This is a genomic window from Acetonema longum DSM 6540 (assembly GCF_000219125.1).
Lineage (GTDB): Bacteria > Bacillota > Negativicutes > Sporomusales > Acetonemataceae > Acetonema > Acetonema longum.
The window spans coordinates 1-15,693 of the sequence record NZ_AFGF01000074.1 but is presented as its reverse complement, the minus strand read 5'-3'; the positions used below and the strand labels follow the sequence as shown (position 1 = coordinate 15,693).

Here is a 15,693-nt window from a genome sequence, read left to right as displayed (position 1 = left end):
AATATTCCAGATGTATTACGATTATGAGTAAGGAGAGATGGATTATGTTTGTGGCTAAGCGGATGACCCCTGATCCTGTCACCATAACCCCTGCTACCTCTGTGTCTGATGCCATTCAACTCTTGCGGACGCATCAATTCCGGCGGCTGCCTGTAGTGGACAACGGCAAACTGGTAGGCATCGTAACGGACCGCGACCTGCGGGAAGTATCTCCTTCACCGGCAACCACATTATCGGTGTACGAATTGAACTATCTGTTAGCGAAAATGCAGATTAAAGACGTGATGAAGTCCCCGGTCCAAACCATCCGGGACGACGCCACCATCGAAGAAGCGGCCCTTGTTATGTACAATGATAAAATCGGCGGTTTAGTGGTTGTTGACGCCAATCAAAAAGTGGCGGGAATTATTACGGAAACGGACATTTTTAAAACCTTCGTTGACCTGATGGGCCTAACCGAAGGCAAGACCCGCATTACCATTAATGTGACCGACAAAGTGGGCCTGCTCCACGAAGTGACCGGTGTGTTCAAGGATTTGTCAGTCAATATCGGCAGCCTTGTGACCTATCCTCTGGACAATGGTCACTTCCAGCTGGTGGTCCGGGCTGACATTCAGGAGCAGGATATGCCGGCAATTGCGAAACGCCTGGAAGCGATTCAGTGCCCCGTTGTCCATGTGGCTTATATTCGTTGAATTCCCATAAATCATCAGATGATATTTTTGGTTTGATTTACAACTTTACCTGGGTATGATAATATAATACTATGGAACAGGCGGTCGGCATTTGCCGGCGTAGCCGGGCAACAGCAGTAGGTTATTAGCCTGCGGGACCCTTTGGGTCTTGCAGGCTAATTGTATTTGGGAGGGAAATTTTTGCAAAATCAGAATGCCCACAACGAATTAAAGAAACGCACAGCCTGGATATCGGTTCTGTCTAATACCCTGCTGGTGGTACTAAAATTAGTCGTTGGCATTTTTTCCGGTTCCATCAGTATCATTTCCGAGGCAGCCCATTCGGCCGTGGATCTCCTGGCGGCTTTGATCGCCTTCTTTGCGGTGCGCAAAGCCAGCGAGCCGCCGGATAAACAGCATGCCTACGGCCACGGAAAATTCGAGAATCTGTCGGCAGCGGCAGAGGCGTTTTTAATTGTATTAGTCGCTGTATGGATTGTCTTTGAAGCTGTTGACAAATTCCAAAGCAGTCAACAGCCGGAGTATCTGGGTTACGGCATTTTAATCATGTTGATTTCCGTCATCGTAAACTATCTGGTATCCCGCCGGCTATTAAGCGTTGCCCATCAGACCGGGTCCGACGCCCTGGAGGCTGATGCTCTTCACCTGCGGACCGACGTATGGACGTCTTTGGGAGTATTAACCGGATTGGCGGCGATCCAGATTACCGGTCTGACCTGGCTGGACCCGGCCATCGCGGTTGTGGTTTCGGTCATTATTTTTAAAGCAGGCTATGACATGACCTTGAAAAACCTATGGGAATTAACCGATATCAGTTTACCGCCGGAAGAAGAGGCCTTGATACAGGAGATCATCACCAGCCATCCGGAAGTGATCTCCTTTCATAAATTGCGAACCCGCCGTTCCGGCAGCTATCGCCAGATCGACATGCATATTGTCCTGGAAAATGACATGCACCTTGACAAAGCCCATGACATCTGCGATGAGATTGAGGCTCAAATCAAGGACGCGTTAGGGTTGTGCGTAGTGGTGATTCATTTGGAGCCCAATGAAAATGAAGTAGAATAAAGATCCTGAGAACAGCTGGCCGATCGGCCGGCTATTTTTTTTGCCTCTTTACACGAACATATATTCGGAGTACAATAGGGAATGCGAACAAGTGTTCTGCGACTTGAAACAAAAAGGAGTGATTCCCGTGCAAATCCATGATTTTTTTGTAGATATCAACCAGCAGAGATACAAAATCTCCATCGAAGGCGAATGCCGGGAAATCGAAAGAGAATTATATCGTTATTCACCGGAAGTCATCTTTGTAAGAACAAAAGCATTCAATGCAAAAATGCATAAAGGCAAAAGAAGAATCCAGTCCGGCATTATCCGGACCTGCCAGTGGAAAGGCGATAAAAGCCATCTGATCGGGACCTTCCGGCTGGAAACAGCAGATCACCGGCACTTGCCGCAATAAAGAAAGAGAGGAAAGCAAAAAAAATGAGCCATGACAACACGCAAAAACTACTATTCGAGCTGCAGGAATATATCCATCATCCCCAGATCCTGCAAAGGAAAATGGATTTCTATGAAAAACGGGAAGACTATTTGACCTGGCGCCATAATGCAGCCCTGGAAGACAAGTACACTACGAAACATATCGAGTACATATTAAAACAATATAGCGCCACGCCAGAGGAGATTTTGCTGGAAAAAGAACGGCAGCAGGAAATCATTGACCTGCTGCTGTATATAAGGGCCACCATTGGCGAAGAGAATTTTAAAATATTGTGGCTGTATGCGGTGGAAGGACTGACACAGCAGCAAATTGCCGAGAAATTTCACACTTACAAACAAAATATTTCTCGGATTCTAAAAAAAATTTTAGAAAAGATACAAAAAAAGTGTGACAAACACCCCGATTTTTGTGTTGTTATATGGAGGGAACGTTTGTTCTTGGATGCGACCAAAGACGCAGGCGGTCCCAAACACAAAATTGACTATCCCCATGAGTTCCTCCAGGCGGTAAACGCCGGCGGCCACTGGCAGCAGGGGAAATATACCTCCGGCAAAGAGTGCCATATTCCGGAATATTTGGCTGAGGCCTTTGGCGATGTGCAGACCAAATGCCCGATATGTATGGAGGATAACGGGGATTATCATTGTTCCCGGCAAGAGTGAACAGATACCAAATAAAATTATCGTTGATAATATGCCTAAGCGAATATGGCAGGACTGCAACAGTTCCTGCCATTTGTCATTGAAAGTATCTTTTTGAAAATAGTTTTGTAAACTACCAAAATCCGCCAAGACCGTGATATGATAGTATCATAGAAAAAGACTTTCTGGACAATGTAGTCGACAGGAATAAATAGGTACCAACTACAACCGGCCATAGCGCCGGTTGTAGTTTTTAACATAGAGATTATGACAACGGAGGGAGGTGAAACAATTGAATTTAGACGATTTACTACAGGCCATATACAAAGCCGGCCAAGGACTGGCTGACGCCTGGCTGTTCAAAACAGTGTTAGCCTCTATCATTACCGCCCTCAGTGGCGCCCATGCCAGTGCCCTGCTCTGGTTCGTTTTGCTGGTCTTCGTTGACTTGGTGACTCGCTGGCTTGCAATCAGCTATGCACAATTGACGGAAAGCCAATGCCGTAACGGGCTCTTATCCTGTCTGTTGAATATTCCGGCGGCAATTCAAGCCGGACGGATTAATTCAGACGCCATGAAGCACCGCTTTGCCGGCAAAATGATCTTGTATATTGCCCTGACAATCATGGCAATAGGCGTAGACAACATGCTGCGGCTTGCCGGCGAGACCCCGATGCTGGTCCGGGTAGTGTGGATGTACTTGGCAGCTACTGAGGCGCTGAGCATTTTGGAAAACTTCAGAGATGCAGGAATCGAGCAAGCTGGCGGCCTACTCGATTTTTTGCGCAGCCGATTGAGTACACTGTTCCTAAAACTAAAGTCGAAGTGAGGTTTGTATGGTTCATATCATAGAAACAAATTTGAATTTCGCATCCATGCTCGCCCGCGATTCCACCCGCCGCTTGATCATCCATCATACCGGCGGCAGTGCGGGGGATGATTTCAGTGCGAAGGAACTCCATATCATCCATGGCGGGCAGGGGTGGGCCGGTATCGGCTATCACTTGGTGATTCGCAAAGACGGCAGTGTGGAGCGGGGCCGGCCTATCTGGGCCAGAGGCGCCCATTCGGTTTCCGGCAATCACGACAGTATTGGCATCCACGTTTGCGGCAACTTCGAGTTGGAGGAGACGCCTATAGCACAGGTTGAGTCGCTATTCGGCGTATGCGCCGATCTGTGCCGACAGTATGGGCTAGCCCCAGCGGATATAATCGGCCATCGCGACCAGGATGCAACGGCATGCCCCGGGCAGGAGCTGTATGCTTTGCTGCCACAGATTCGTAAACAGGTTCAACAAAATTAGAGGGAGGAAATTAATATGGAAAATACCAGGGAGAAAGTCAATCAAGCCGGTCAGAAACTTAATCAGGCCGGCCACAAGCTGGACGCTTTTGTGAGAGAGAAAGCAGAAAAGCATAGCTTCACAAACTTTCAGGTATGGCTGGGTATCGCCATTGCTTTACTGGCCATAGTCGGCGTTTATCATTTACTGTAAGGGGTGATATCCATAAAGAATCTTTAAAACCCTCTGGTGGTAAGTAAAAAACATGTAATGGAGGAGTCCCGGAATGTGGTGGATGATTTTGAAAAATATGCTGGATTTCCTGGGACAGCATGAATCCATGACTGGGGTTATGGTGACAGCCGGTGCAGGCGTTGGAGAAAAAGCCTGTCCTGCTATCCTTCTGTCCTGGGAACAGGAAATTAACCAGTTGCACGGTCCGATAAAAGGGAAAAGTACCCTGCTGATAGATGAATGTGTGGAGAGCCAGGATGCCGCTGCTGGCTACGCGCAGCTTCATGACTTGCAGCAGCGCCGCCAGGCAGTTTTGGAGACCTGGCGGCGGGAAAACACCCTGCCGTTTGCGGTAAATATCATCAGCCGGAAAACCGTGCGTGATCCTAACTCAGTGCTGCCGGAGTACGGCAGCCGGACCACCCTCGAAGTCGAGTGGAAAATGTAAGGTGCCTTTTGGTTTAGAAATGAACAGGCGGGATCAACTATTCCGGTTTGGAGCAGGCTGTCGGCAGACAGCTTTTTTATTGACATCCCAGCCTGTTGATTTATATATAACACAACAAACAGGAGGAATGAATCAATGGCAAAACTGATCAACACACCAGACAGCGGCAATCTGCTGCTAGGAGCGGGGGAACTGTTCTTCAACCGCTTCGACGCCGCTGGCAATCCGACTTTTGAACGCTCCCTGGGAGATGCGTCTTCGGTGATGTACACTACCGAAACCGAAGCGTTGGAGCACTACAGTTCTATGTCAGCTGAAAGGGGCCTGTACGCTTCGGCCAACAAATCGACCAAACCGTCGATCAAGATTACCCTGCATGAATTTGATCCTTTAAACCTGGCCATCGCCTTTTTGGGTGAGAGTTCCATCGTTAAACAGGAGGCGGCAACCGGCAAGACCCAAAAAATTGCCAAAGCCGTAAAAGGCGGTTGGTTTGCCCTGGGATACCGGGAGGTGACGAATGTCGTTGTCAAAGATGAAATGGAGACTGGCCCGAAGACTTATCAAGCCGGCGTTGACTATACCGTAGATCCGGGAACCGGCCGCATTCAAATACTGGACGGCGGCAGCATCGCCGATGACGCTCCTCTGAGTGTCACCTTTGATTTGGAGGCCTATGAAAAAATCAAGATCAGCGGCGGTAAAGCCAACAAAATTAAAGGATATCTGCGCTTTGTCGGCGATCCGACCCAAGGACCCGCCTATGATGCGGAATTTTGGCGGGTGTCTATGACCCCGGACGGGGATATCGGCCTGATTAGCGAGGAATTTGCCAGCTTTGGGCTGACGGCAGCGATTGAAAACGACAAAGTCAAGCATCCCGATGACCCATACGGCTACTACATTAAAAAGAACTAATTCGTAAACGGAGGAAAAGAGCATGTCAGAACAAGAGACTGTCCAGGAACTGGCCGCACTTTTCCCGCCAACCTATGAACTGAAACTGGGCGGAGAGACAGTATCTCTTCGCCCGTTCAAGGCCGGCGCCCTGCCGAAGCTGATTCCGGCAATGGCCCGTCTGGCGGGAGTATTGGCAACCATGGACTGGGAAAAAATGGCGTTTGGTCTGAACGAAACCAGTGAGGAACGGGGAGTGGCGGCAGCGTTCCGCATCAGTCCGGAAACCTTTCAGGTCGTAACCGCGCTATGTGAACAAGGAGGCGAAACTTTCAAGGAAATCATTGCCTTGGCTGTTGGCAGGAGCCCACAATGGTTTGACGAGCTGGACCTTGCCGAAGGAATTGAACTGGCCGGCATGGTCCTGATGGTGAACAAGGATTTTTTTGCCAAGCGCCTGACAGAAGTCCTCAACAAGCTCATTGCAGTCAAGGGAGAACAAGGCGCGTCACCTGGGCCCAAGCCTTCCAGGAACTGATTGAGCACGGACATGACAAGCAGGCGATACCGGACTACACGATCAGCGAACTATTGCTCTATTTGACCGCCATTGGGGCTAACCGGGAGAGAAAACTGGCCGAACTGATCACGGCGGTCCATACCGGGGCCTGGGGGGATAAGAAAGCGCTGGAGGGGATTGTGAAAAGCCTGTTACCGGAATAAAACGGATGATATAGCAGGGCAACACAGATGAAGTCATCATAAAGGTGACTCAGTATTCTCAGAAAGGAGGAGTATTATGGAAGAAATTATGACGGTGAAAATAATCGCTGACAACAAGGACTTGCTGAAAGCCGTGCGTTCTAGCCTGACAGCGCTGAAAGCTTTGGGGTCCGGGATCAAGACGCTGAGTGCCTCTGTTGCCGGCAATCGGTTGGGGCAGTTGCCAGCCTCGACGGAGAAGGCAGGCGAGGCAGCTGCTGGCGCCGGAAAGGGAATACAGCTACTGGGACAGGACCTGTCAGGCATTGCGGCTATGGGCGATTCTGTGGCGTCCGCTCTCTTGGCGGTCGGCAACGTGGTTAACGCCGTGGTCGGCCCCATCCTCACGCTTAACGCCAAGGTGCAAGAATCTAAAACCGCCTTTGGCAACATGCTGGGCAGTGCGGATACAGTAGAAGCGCTGGCCGACGAGATGGCGGCGTTCACCGGTCAAACTGGCCAGGGGATTGAGCAGTTGTCGACGCTGGCACAGAAAATTCCGACCGCTGAGATCCTGCAACAAAAGTTGGGGTCGATTGCTGAACAGATCGTCAACATTACGGATGTTTCGGCGGATGTCGACCAGACTATACAGGCGCTGGTTGAAGGCGCGCATGAACGCTTTTCGAATATGCTGCAGCAACAAAGCAATAATTTAAACGGCGTGATCGATGAGGTTCGCAATAAGGCAGCCCTGATTGCCCAGGAGATCAGCAACCCATTGGTTGAGTTTGCCAATCATTGGTCTCAGGGCATACAGGATGCATCGGACAAGCTCCAGGACCTGATTAATGGAGGAATTAGCGGCGATCTAGCCAAACAAATCATTCCTGACGAGTGGGTAGAAAGGATCACAGATTTTACGACCGGCATTCAGACCTTAGAGGGGTATGTCAAAGAGTTTGACGCCAATGCCGGCAACCTGTTGGGCACGGTGTTCGCCAATTGGGCTGATGAGGCCAAAAGTCTGGCGCCGGTGCTAGAAGGAGTGATCAATGGAATAAGCAATTTGCTGCAAACTGCTGACCAGTTGTCTACCTCCATAGTGGACGTTGCAACAGTGATAGTAAAGGATTTTGGCGAAATTACCACGTTTGTCACGAATGCGATGGCCGGCATCGGCAGTACGGTCGCCCAATTTGGCGAGGAACTCTGGGATGCTGCCATATCCTTATTGACCCCGGTCAAGGATCTTCTGGGCGGGCTCGTCAACCAGATTATCGGAGGATTGTTTGGTTCTGGTGGACTTTTAGGCAATCTTTTTGGTTTTGCCAGCGGCGGCCGGGTGCACGGTCCGGGAACCGGGACCTCGGATTCGATTCTGGCCCGGCTGTCTAACGGCGAGTGGGTGATGCAGGCTGCCGCTGTGCAGCATTATGGCCCCCGGATGATGGATGCCCTGAATCGGATGATGATCCCGCGCACCGCCGTACCTGGCTTTGCTGCTGGCGGACTGGCGGGAGCTGACCGGTTGGTGGTGGCCAGCTTCGATCCGGTCAACATGGTCAACCTGGAATTGGTGAACCTGGTAGACCAGGGTGTGTTTGACCGTTACCTGGAAACCAGCAATGGCAAGCGTAAGGTGATTAATTTGCTATCCGACAAGCGGGATAGCGTAAGGAAGGTGTTGTTTTAATGGCTTATGAAATCGGTACAGCAAACAGTCACAGGGAGTTGCTGGACAAAATACGGAACTTTGTATCCAATGAAGAAATACACGGCTCTCAGGCATGGGCGATACAAAGGGACACGGCCACTGAGTTGATCTTGAAAGGACCGGGTGACACCGGACAGGATGAGATTTATGTAGGATTTGAGGTTTTTGAGGACGCGGTGCAAGGCTACTATAACCTGCGCCTGAACGGCTTTATAGGCTATGATGAAGGATTACCATTTTCAGACCAGCCCGGCGGCATTCCGTCTTATCAGCCGCAATTGCCGCTAATAAGCGGCAGTCAGATGAAATACTGGATTGTTGCCAACGGCAGGAGAATTATTGCTGTGGCTAAGATCGGGACGCAGTATGAGGCAGCCTATCTCGGTCTGCTTCACCCTTATGGAACAGAGGGGCAATATCCCTATCCTCTGGCCATCGGCGGAAGTATGACCGGACAAACCACTAAGTACACACCGACTTCAGGCAGCGGATATACGCAGAGTCCCAGCGAGGACTATAAGTACACCCAGAGGCAGACCGATCACCGCCATTTTGTCGATCCCGGAACAGCACGAGGGACACTTACAACCGGGGCGTTAAGGGTTCGCAGGATCGACGGCAAGTGGCCGGTATATCACAACTATCACCAGAGCTATTCTCAGACGTCTAGTGGCGGCGTATATTCAGATATCCTTAGTTCATCGCTAAATGGCTATTTTGTTTGGCCGGGGTTATGTGGGAGCCTCAGTAATCTGCTGCAAAACATGGATGGGATTTATCAGTTATTTCCGTTTGCACTGGCTGAAAAGCCTGATAACAACACCATCGGCCAGTTTGACGGATGCTATTGGATTACCGGGCGAGGACTAGCTGCGGAAGATGAGCTCATGATTGATGCGGATCGTTATATTGCAGTCCCGAATGTATGGAGAGCAGATCCGGGAGATTTTTGGGCGCTTAAATTATCGTAAGGGGGATTGTTTATGGCATATGTGACAGGAACAGCGACATCACCGGCAGATTTATTGGATAAAATAAGAATTTTTTCTCTGGCTAATGGCTGGACAGTGAATCTATGGGGCGATGAAGGAATCGGCAAACGGCTGCATTTGCAAAAGGGAACGCAATACGTTAATCTACGGGCGGCTATAGGGGAATCCATATTCCCGCAAATGCTGGCCGGATCTGCTACCACAGCCAAATTCGGCATCGGCATAAACGGAAGCACTGGATATGATCCTTCCTATGCCTGGCATTCGCAGCCGGGAGCCTGTGTTGACGTGTTGGATCGGCCTACTGGGGCCTCCATCCAACTGCATAATCTGGAACCCATTGAATACCATTTGTTTGGATTTACAGCTCCGGATTTTATTTTTTGTGCAGCCACTTATGGAGCAGTGCAAGCCAGCGCGAGCCAAAACACATACCAGCACTTGGCGTTCGGTGAATTACAAAAAGTAGGAATATGGACCGGCGGAGCCTTTGTAGCGGCAAGTAAACCCAGCTATTATATGGCGGACGGGCTGGAAGCGTCACAAACCAGGCTGTTCTCACAGGAAAAATACTCGTCTATGTTTGTCCGGGCCGATATTGACGCATTCTCCAGGATATGGCTGGGTAATGCGGAAACGCAGACCGGAGCAGAATATGGGAATACCGGGAAAAAGGTCTACAGCATGGTTAAAGGGCATGCGTCCGGGATCACCAATTACGCATTGCCGACGCTGGATTTTTTTCAGTCAAAGGGACCTACCCAGCAGGGACTTGCTTGCAATGTAATGAATGCCATATCCGTTATGTTTCCGATATACCTGTTTGCCCAGCGTGACCCTAATGCAGAAAATATGTTTTCTACTATAGGTACTGTTCCCAATGTATATTTTTGCAATATAAAGCACTTAACTCCCGGCGGGACGTATCGGCTGAATTATGTGGACGGCAATGAATACAAAGTGTTCCCGTTTGGTAAAAAAGGGTCTGCACTGGGATATGACGGAATCGCTGTGCGATATATCCCGTAATGTGAGGATGAAACGATGAGCGACGATTACTCAGTTTCTTTTTATATCGGCTCCTTGCCGGATTCCATCGGAATCACAGGCCATGAGAATATCAGCAAAGATCTTGCAGAAAACAAGGTTTTCGCTGCCGCACCGGATGTATATGGCAAAGCTGTTACCGCCTGGAGAAAGCATGTCAGTCAGGGCAGCGAAGGGTTCCGGCTCATTTCATTACAGAAATGCAATCCTAATCCATTAGGCCAATCTCCGTCGTTATCACGTTTACGGATCATGCCGTTAGGGGAGATACTGTCCGCGGTCCGGTCCTCCAATGGTATCGCCGTTGCCGGAGAACAAGTGGTTTTATTGTCGCCGGGTGTTTCCGAAACCCTTGCCGGCATACAACCACTCACCGGCATAGCAGTGGGAGAACAGCCGCCGATGGTGGAACGGATAAAACCGCTCCAGCCTGCCAGGCATTGCATCCCGGCAGGTTTTTACTTTGACCGGCCTAATGGTGTTGCCGATTTTTCGGTTCCTCTCTTCCTGGGTCTCTTTCTGAAATGGAAAAGACCACCGGAAACCATAAAAAGTAAGATATTTCCATTCGTGCCCAACTGGCGGGATGGCATTCTCGACGAGATCGAATACCTTACCGACATCATTACGGCGTATGATGAATCAGAGCAGCGAATTCGCGTGAGAGACACGGCCAGGAGATCCGTCGAATATGTATTTACCGCACTGGACTCCGCCGACATGGCCCTTCTGGAATCCTATGTGTGGAAGTATCAGGGACAAGAAATCTGGTTGCCGCTATGGATGGATGCGAGGGTCGCGACAGAGGCAATCCCGGAAGGTGATACCCAGGTCAGGATAACGCCAGGGAAGTGGCTGTATTTGGCGGAAGATGGCCGTGTGGTATTGTATCGGGACAAATACCAATGGGATGTAAAACAGATCACCGGTATCTATGATACCACTTTGACATTTGCTGCGCCGGTAGAACAGTCCTGGCCTCAAGGAACTCTTGTCGTTCCGGCCAGACTGGCGATTCCCGGTGCGACAATTTCCGGACAGAAGCCTACTGCCGGGCTCATGGAAATGCCTGTCCGGTTTGAATTGGCGGTGACAGACGATGGCTGATTATTTTAGCGGTTATGAGTTTTTCCTGGATGAGCCGAACCGGATCAATGATATCAAGGATGATATTGTCCGGGCAGTGCTCAGACGGGACAATCTGACCGGCGTTTTCTCCCACAAGCACCAGACCAACAAGCCACGTTATACCAAAGCCGTCTCGTATGCGCTGTTGTCGCGGGAAGCAATTATTGCTCACGACCAGTGGCTGGAGCGCCGGGCCGGCAGGCTGGTTCCGTTCTGGTTCCCCTCTTGGCAGACGGACCTGACTCTGGCGCGGGATATTGAGCCAGGCCAGACCTTCATCCGGATTGAAAATATCGGCTATACCAAACATTATCTGCCGACCGGAGGGCGGCGCAGGGTGATTCTGTTTTTGCGCGGCGGCGGCAATATCCGTAGTTACATTATGACATCCACCGATAACGGGGACGGGACGGAATCACTGTATTTTGATTTTCCCTTTACGTTTAAGATCCCTATGGAGGATGTCATCATGACGAGTTTTGTCTATCTGGTCAGGCTTGATGTTGACCGGGTTACGCGGCGATGGGAAACACAGGATCTGATGACTGTAAATTTTCCGGTCATTGAGGTCGTAGGGGAGGCGGCAGAAAGTGAATAGTTTTTTGGGCCTAGAACTTAGCCGGTTTTCCAGCCGGCCTATCGAATTGTACCATTTTAATCAAGGGACATTCCACTGGTATTACACCAGCGCTGGGACCAGCCAGGGGTATGCGGGAAAGGCGTATATCCCGGAGATCATTTCCAGTACGGCCCTGGAGCAAAAGACCGACGATGGAGAAGGGGCTGTAGATATCACTGTGCCGGATTCCAATCCCATTGCTGCTAAATTTGCCGCCGGCATGCCGGCGGCGCCAATATGGGTAGAGGTAATCCGGCTGCAGCGCGGTACCAATGAAACCGGCAGGTATTTCCGGGGGCAGATTACCCTGGCTACATTCAAGGCAGGCGGGGGAGAGGCCACGTTACAGTGTCATCCTCCCCTCACTGCCCTTGGTTTCAAAGTCCCGCGGAATCTATACCAAACCTTTTGCAACCGTGTTCTTTACCGGAAAGGCTGCGGCGTGAATCTGACGGACTATTCCCGGCAGGTGACGATAACGGATATTCAGGACGACCGGCTGATCTCTCCCGGCTTTGCCACGCTGCCGGAAGGGTGGCTGAATTTGGGGCATATCTGGTATCAGGACACCTACCGGATGATTACCGCTCACGCCGGGGACTGGGTGCGGGTGCTGGCCATGGCGCCGGAATTTAAAATTGGGGCGACGGTCACCGCCTGCGCCGGCTGCGATCACCGCAAGGATACCTGCAAGAATAAATTCAATAATCTGATCAACTTTTTCGGATGGTATACCATGCCGAAAAAAAATCCATTTGAGGACGGTATAGGATAATGGGGTTTTTACTAACATTGTTTGTGAATGTGGTTCTGAGCTCGCTGGCTGCCCTGCTCAAGCCGAAACCCGAATTCGATTCACCGAAGCCATCCGCGCTAAGTGACTTTCGGGCGCCGACAGCGGAAGAAGGGCTGATCATTCCGGTTGTCGTCGGCACGGCAAAAGTCGAAAATCCGAATGTAGTGTGGTATGGCGACCTGAAAAGCGTACCCATTATCGAAGAGGTCGTGGTTGGCCGGAAATATGGAGTGTTCGGACCGAAAAAGAAGAAAAAAGTTACGGTTGGCTATCAGTATTATATCGGTATGCAACTGGTGCTGGCTATGGGGACAATAGATTCCCTGCTGGAAATCTGGGTCGGTGACAAGCTGGCCTGGTCCGGCGATTTAACCTGTCCGGAAAGCGGCGATAAGGCCAGTATTTACATTGATAAGCCCCTGCTGTTTGGCAGCAAAGAGGAAGGCGGCATCAGGGGGTGGGTCGACTTTTATTTCGGCAATGCTACGCAAGGCCCTAACGCCTATTTAGCCGATAAGCTGGGGGAGTCTGTCCCAGCCTGGCGGGGGGTATGTTATGCGGTATTGCGCGGTGTATATGTCGGCAATTCTACCAGTCTGAGAGAATGGTCTTTTGTCATGCGACGCTTGCCGCATGCGCTGAGCAGTGGTTGTCATGACCTGCAGGGCGATGCCAATCCGGCGGAGATGCTTTACGAGTTGGCAACCAACCCGGCATGGTCCATCGGCATGCCGGGGGACTTCGCCGATGTTGAGAATATGCGGCAACTGGCGGCGGCCCTGGCCGACGAAAACTTCGGCTTATCGATGCAGTACAATCAAAAATCTACGGCTAAAGAATACATCTATGATATTCTGCGGCATATTGATGCGGTGATGTACCAGGATTATACCATTGGTAAGATGAGATTCAAGCTGATTCGCCATGAAAAAGTGACCCAGGATACAGTGGTGCTGGACCCAAGCAATACGGCTCAAGTGGAACTTGTCCAGGGCGGCTGGCCGGAAACCGCCAATGACATAAAGATCCGCTACATTGACCGGAGCAAGGGCTTCAAACAGCGGATTGCTTCCTACCAGGATATGGCCAATATTATCATCAGGAACGGCGAAATTGAGGAAGAGGTGATTGACTACCTTGGCATTTCCCGCCTGGATTTGGCGCAACAGATAGCCATGCGCTCCCTGCGGCTGATCTCACTGCCGCTGGCTAAAATCCGGCTGGAAACAAACCGGATTGGAACCCAGCTTTTGCCGGGGTCTATCTTTGTGTTGAACTGGCCGTCTCTGGGGATCTATAACCGGATTTTTCGCTGCACTGTGCCGAATTACGGCACGGTGGACTCGGGTGCGGTGGAGATTGAGGCGGTGGAAGACGCTTTCGGCCTACAAAGTGGGATTTATCTGCCGCCTGATGACGCCGGCGATTATTACAAACCGCCGGGACAGGCGCCTCTGCAGCGGCTGTTTGAAATGCCGTATCAGATGGCTGAGGGCCCCGATCGGTCTGTTGCCGCACTGGCGACAAATCCGGGGGATGCCTTTGGCTATGAAATTTGGACAAATGCCGGCGATGGCTTCGCCCAGTCGGCGGTGGCGGACGTGTTTACTCCGGCAGGGGTATTGACGGCTCACTATGGCCAGGATACCGCCTCTATTGATGAAGAGGGAATTGTCCTGGAGTCCGCCTATGGCATGGATTTTCTGGCTTCCGTCCGGAATGACGACCTGATGGCCGGCGTCAATCTCTTGCTGCTTGATGATGAAATCATGGCTTGGCGGACCATTGAGCACGAAGGAGATGAGCGTTATCGCATCCGCGGAATCATTCGCGGCGTGATGGATTCCGTACCGGCGAATCATCCTTCCGGCTCAATAGCTTGGTTTATTTCCATAGGAGCGGCGTTGGTGACGTCTGAGGCCCTGGCAACCGACATGACAGTCACAGCTAGATTGCTGCCATTTAATATGAACGGGATCGCTGCCGTTCAAGAAGCGCAAGCGATTGCCTGCATCACCAGGAGTCGGGCGCTTCGGCCATATCCGCCCGGTAGAATACGCATCAACGAATCGGCCTGCCCGGCTGTCGTAACTGACCGGGTGTTTGTAACCTGGGCTCATCGCTACCGGGATCAGGCGGAAATTGTTACCCAGGACCAGGACAGCACCGGGGAACCGGACGGAATGTATACTGTCAGGGTTTATTCGGGTCAGGAACTGAAGCGGGTGACTTCCGGGATTGCAGGCCAGGAATACATCTATGCCGCTAGGGATAGGCTTGATGATGAGATCAACGGACTGAACCCGGTCAAGTTAGAAATTGCTGTAGTCTCGGAGTATGGCGAGAGCTTGCAGCCCCAGTTCAGGGTATTTGACATGGCAGGCTACGGCTTGATTTACGGCCAATATTACGGAGGTGTTTAAACATGGCGCAACAAACCGATTGTCTCAAGCTGGCCTTTGGCTGGGCGCTGGGCGAAAACGGCTGGAATGCCGGAATGGACAGCAACCTGCAAAAGCTGGATGCCGCAGTCAATGCCTTAAGGGCGGAAACACTGCGGTTTTATTTTTCGAATCCTGGGACGGACGCGGAGAGTAACCGGGCGGTCATAGAGGAGCCAGCTGCGCTTGCGGGGCTGCGAGTCTACAGTTCGGTGACGCCGACCGCCCAAACAACCATTAAACTTTTAGCAGGCGCAGCAGAAGTTGGTTCGGTCTCCTTATCTGTCGGCGAGCAGACCAAGGCGGTTGCAATCGTCGATACTCCCTTATCCGAAGGTGAGGTGCTGTGGGCAAGAATTGACGGGCCGGCGAACGGAATTGTAAACGTGGCAGTGCAGGCGCGAATCCTTCGTGCTATGTAACGCATATTATATGCGCTTAGAGTTTTCGAGGTTTGTATGGTTCATATACAACCGGCCATAGCGCCGGTTGTAGTTTTTAATATAGAAACGATAACAACAAGAAAGGAGGTGCCCCATGCAAAGC

Annotated in this window: 19 protein-coding genes and 1 riboswitch; all 19 genes read left to right on the top strand. The window is 51.0% G+C overall.

What is annotated here, in order from left to right; all coding sequences use genetic code 11:
• Positions 1 to 44: 44 nt before the first annotated feature.
• The 19 genes from ALO_RS08765 to ALO_RS08685 all read left to right on the top strand — a co-directional run bounded on the left by ALO_RS08765 (position 45) and on the right by ALO_RS08685 (position 15,569).
• Entirely contained in the window at positions 45 to 695 is a 651-nt protein-coding gene (locus ALO_RS08765; RefSeq protein ID WP_004094952.1) for a CBS and ACT domain-containing protein, read from the top strand.
• Positions 696 to 758: 63 nt separating this feature from the next.
• Positions 759 to 837: riboswitch (NiCo riboswitch) on the top strand.
• Between the two features lie 38 nt (positions 838 to 875).
• Entirely contained in the window at positions 876 to 1,763 is an 888-nt protein-coding gene (locus ALO_RS08760; protein ID WP_004094950.1) for a cation diffusion facilitator family transporter, read from the top strand.
• 127 nt (positions 1,764 to 1,890) lie between these two features.
• A complete protein-coding gene (locus tag ALO_RS08755; protein ID WP_004094949.1) occupies positions 1,891 to 2,160 on the top strand; it encodes a hypothetical protein in 270 nt (89 codons plus the stop codon).
• 23 nt (positions 2,161 to 2,183) lie between these two features.
• Positions 2,184 to 2,864, top strand: coding sequence for a sigma-70 RNA polymerase sigma factor region 4 domain-containing protein (locus tag ALO_RS08750; protein WP_004094947.1), 681 nt, complete (start codon positions 2,184 to 2,186; stop codon positions 2,862 to 2,864).
• 271 nt (positions 2,865 to 3,135) lie between these two features.
• Positions 3,136 to 3,672 (top strand): phage holin family protein, encoded by a 537-nt coding sequence (locus ALO_RS08745; protein WP_004094944.1) that lies wholly within the window; start codon positions 3,136 to 3,138, stop codon positions 3,670 to 3,672.
• Between the two features lie 7 nt (positions 3,673 to 3,679).
• Positions 3,680 to 4,147: an N-acetylmuramoyl-L-alanine amidase gene (locus ALO_RS08740; protein ID WP_004094941.1), complete on the top strand. Its 468-nt coding sequence runs from the start codon at positions 3,680 to 3,682 to the stop codon at positions 4,145 to 4,147.
• Between the two features lie 15 nt (positions 4,148 to 4,162).
• A complete protein-coding gene (locus tag ALO_RS22405) occupies positions 4,163 to 4,339 on the top strand; it encodes a hypothetical protein (protein WP_004094939.1) in 177 nt (58 codons plus the stop codon).
• Positions 4,340 to 4,412: 73 nt separating this feature from the next.
• Positions 4,413 to 4,808 carry a hypothetical protein gene (locus ALO_RS08735; protein WP_004094938.1) on the top strand — a complete coding sequence of 132 codons (396 nt, stop codon included), beginning with the start codon at positions 4,413 to 4,415 and terminating at the stop codon, positions 4,806 to 4,808.
• Between the two features lie 135 nt (positions 4,809 to 4,943).
• Complete coding sequence (locus tag ALO_RS08730) at positions 4,944 to 5,726, top strand: phage tail tube protein (RefSeq protein ID WP_004094937.1); 783 nt, start codon at positions 4,944 to 4,946, stop codon at positions 5,724 to 5,726.
• A gap of 22 nt (positions 5,727 to 5,748) precedes the next feature.
• Positions 5,749 to 6,243 carry a hypothetical protein gene (locus tag ALO_RS08725; protein ID WP_004094935.1) on the top strand — a complete coding sequence of 165 codons (495 nt, stop codon included), beginning with the start codon at positions 5,749 to 5,751 and terminating at the stop codon, positions 6,241 to 6,243.
• A 53-nt stretch (positions 6,244 to 6,296) separates the two neighbouring features.
• On the top strand, positions 6,297 to 6,428 hold the full coding sequence (locus ALO_RS23470) for a hypothetical protein (RefSeq protein WP_004094928.1): 132 nt from the start codon (positions 6,297 to 6,299) through the stop codon (positions 6,426 to 6,428).
• 76 nt (positions 6,429 to 6,504) lie between these two features.
• Positions 6,505 to 8,103, top strand: coding sequence for a hypothetical protein (locus ALO_RS08720; protein WP_004094925.1), 1,599 nt, complete (start codon positions 6,505 to 6,507; stop codon positions 8,101 to 8,103).
• Positions 8,103 to 9,095: a hypothetical protein gene (locus ALO_RS20790; RefSeq protein ID WP_004094924.1), complete on the top strand. Its 993-nt coding sequence runs from the start codon at positions 8,103 to 8,105 to the stop codon at positions 9,093 to 9,095. Before ALO_RS08720 ends, ALO_RS20790 begins: the two co-directional genes overlap by 1 nt.
• Before the next feature lie 12 nt (positions 9,096 to 9,107).
• Entirely contained in the window at positions 9,108 to 10,145 is a 1,038-nt protein-coding gene (locus ALO_RS08710; RefSeq protein ID WP_004094923.1) for a hypothetical protein, read from the top strand.
• A 15-nt stretch (positions 10,146 to 10,160) separates the two neighbouring features.
• Complete coding sequence (locus tag ALO_RS08705) at positions 10,161 to 11,270, top strand: hypothetical protein (RefSeq protein WP_040293028.1); 1,110 nt, start codon at positions 10,161 to 10,163, stop codon at positions 11,268 to 11,270.
• The gene (locus tag ALO_RS08700; protein WP_040293026.1) at positions 11,263 to 11,889 is read left to right on the top strand and encodes a hypothetical protein; all 627 of its coding nucleotides are present in this window, start codon (positions 11,263 to 11,265) and stop codon (positions 11,887 to 11,889) included. Before ALO_RS08705 ends, ALO_RS08700 begins: the two co-directional genes overlap by 8 nt.
• Positions 11,882 to 12,685, top strand: a complete 804-nt coding sequence (locus tag ALO_RS08695) for a phage BR0599 family protein (RefSeq protein ID WP_004094922.1) — start codon at positions 11,882 to 11,884, stop codon at positions 12,683 to 12,685. The genes ALO_RS08700 and ALO_RS08695 overlap by 8 nt, the downstream gene beginning before the upstream one ends.
• Positions 12,685 to 15,129, top strand: coding sequence for a phage tail protein (locus ALO_RS08690; protein WP_004094921.1), 2,445 nt, complete (start codon positions 12,685 to 12,687; stop codon positions 15,127 to 15,129). Before ALO_RS08695 ends, ALO_RS08690 begins: the two co-directional genes overlap by 1 nt.
• Positions 15,130 to 15,131: 2 nt before the next feature.
• Complete coding sequence (locus ALO_RS08685) at positions 15,132 to 15,569, top strand: hypothetical protein (RefSeq protein WP_004094920.1); 438 nt, start codon at positions 15,132 to 15,134, stop codon at positions 15,567 to 15,569.
• Positions 15,570 to 15,693 lie beyond the last annotated feature (124 nt).

Coding starts and splice junctions, on each gene's coding strand:
- ALO_RS08765 (WP_004094952.1), top strand. CDS start 45: ATGTTTGTGGCTAAGCGGATGACCCCTGATCCTGTCACCATAACCCCT.
- ALO_RS08750 (WP_004094947.1), top strand. CDS start 2,184: ATGAGCCATGACAACACGCAAAAACTACTATTCGAGCTGCAGGAATAT.
- ALO_RS08740 (WP_004094941.1), top strand. CDS start 3,680: ATGGTTCATATCATAGAAACAAATTTGAATTTCGCATCCATGCTCGCC.
- ALO_RS22405 (WP_004094939.1), top strand. CDS start 4,163: ATGGAAAATACCAGGGAGAAAGTCAATCAAGCCGGTCAGAAACTTAAT.
- ALO_RS08735 (WP_004094938.1), top strand. CDS start 4,413: ATGTGGTGGATGATTTTGAAAAATATGCTGGATTTCCTGGGACAGCAT.
- ALO_RS08730 (WP_004094937.1), top strand. CDS start 4,944: ATGGCAAAACTGATCAACACACCAGACAGCGGCAATCTGCTGCTAGGA.
- ALO_RS08725 (WP_004094935.1), top strand. CDS start 5,749: ATGTCAGAACAAGAGACTGTCCAGGAACTGGCCGCACTTTTCCCGCCA.
- ALO_RS08720 (WP_004094925.1), top strand. CDS start 6,505: ATGGAAGAAATTATGACGGTGAAAATAATCGCTGACAACAAGGACTTG.
- ALO_RS20790 (WP_004094924.1), top strand. CDS start 8,103: ATGGCTTATGAAATCGGTACAGCAAACAGTCACAGGGAGTTGCTGGAC.
- ALO_RS08710 (WP_004094923.1), top strand. CDS start 9,108: ATGGCATATGTGACAGGAACAGCGACATCACCGGCAGATTTATTGGAT.
- ALO_RS08705 (WP_040293028.1), top strand. CDS start 10,161: ATGAGCGACGATTACTCAGTTTCTTTTTATATCGGCTCCTTGCCGGAT.
- ALO_RS08700 (WP_040293026.1), top strand. CDS start 11,263: ATGGCTGATTATTTTAGCGGTTATGAGTTTTTCCTGGATGAGCCGAAC.
- ALO_RS08690 (WP_004094921.1), top strand. CDS start 12,685: ATGGGGTTTTTACTAACATTGTTTGTGAATGTGGTTCTGAGCTCGCTG.
- ALO_RS08685 (WP_004094920.1), top strand. CDS start 15,132: ATGGCGCAACAAACCGATTGTCTCAAGCTGGCCTTTGGCTGGGCGCTG.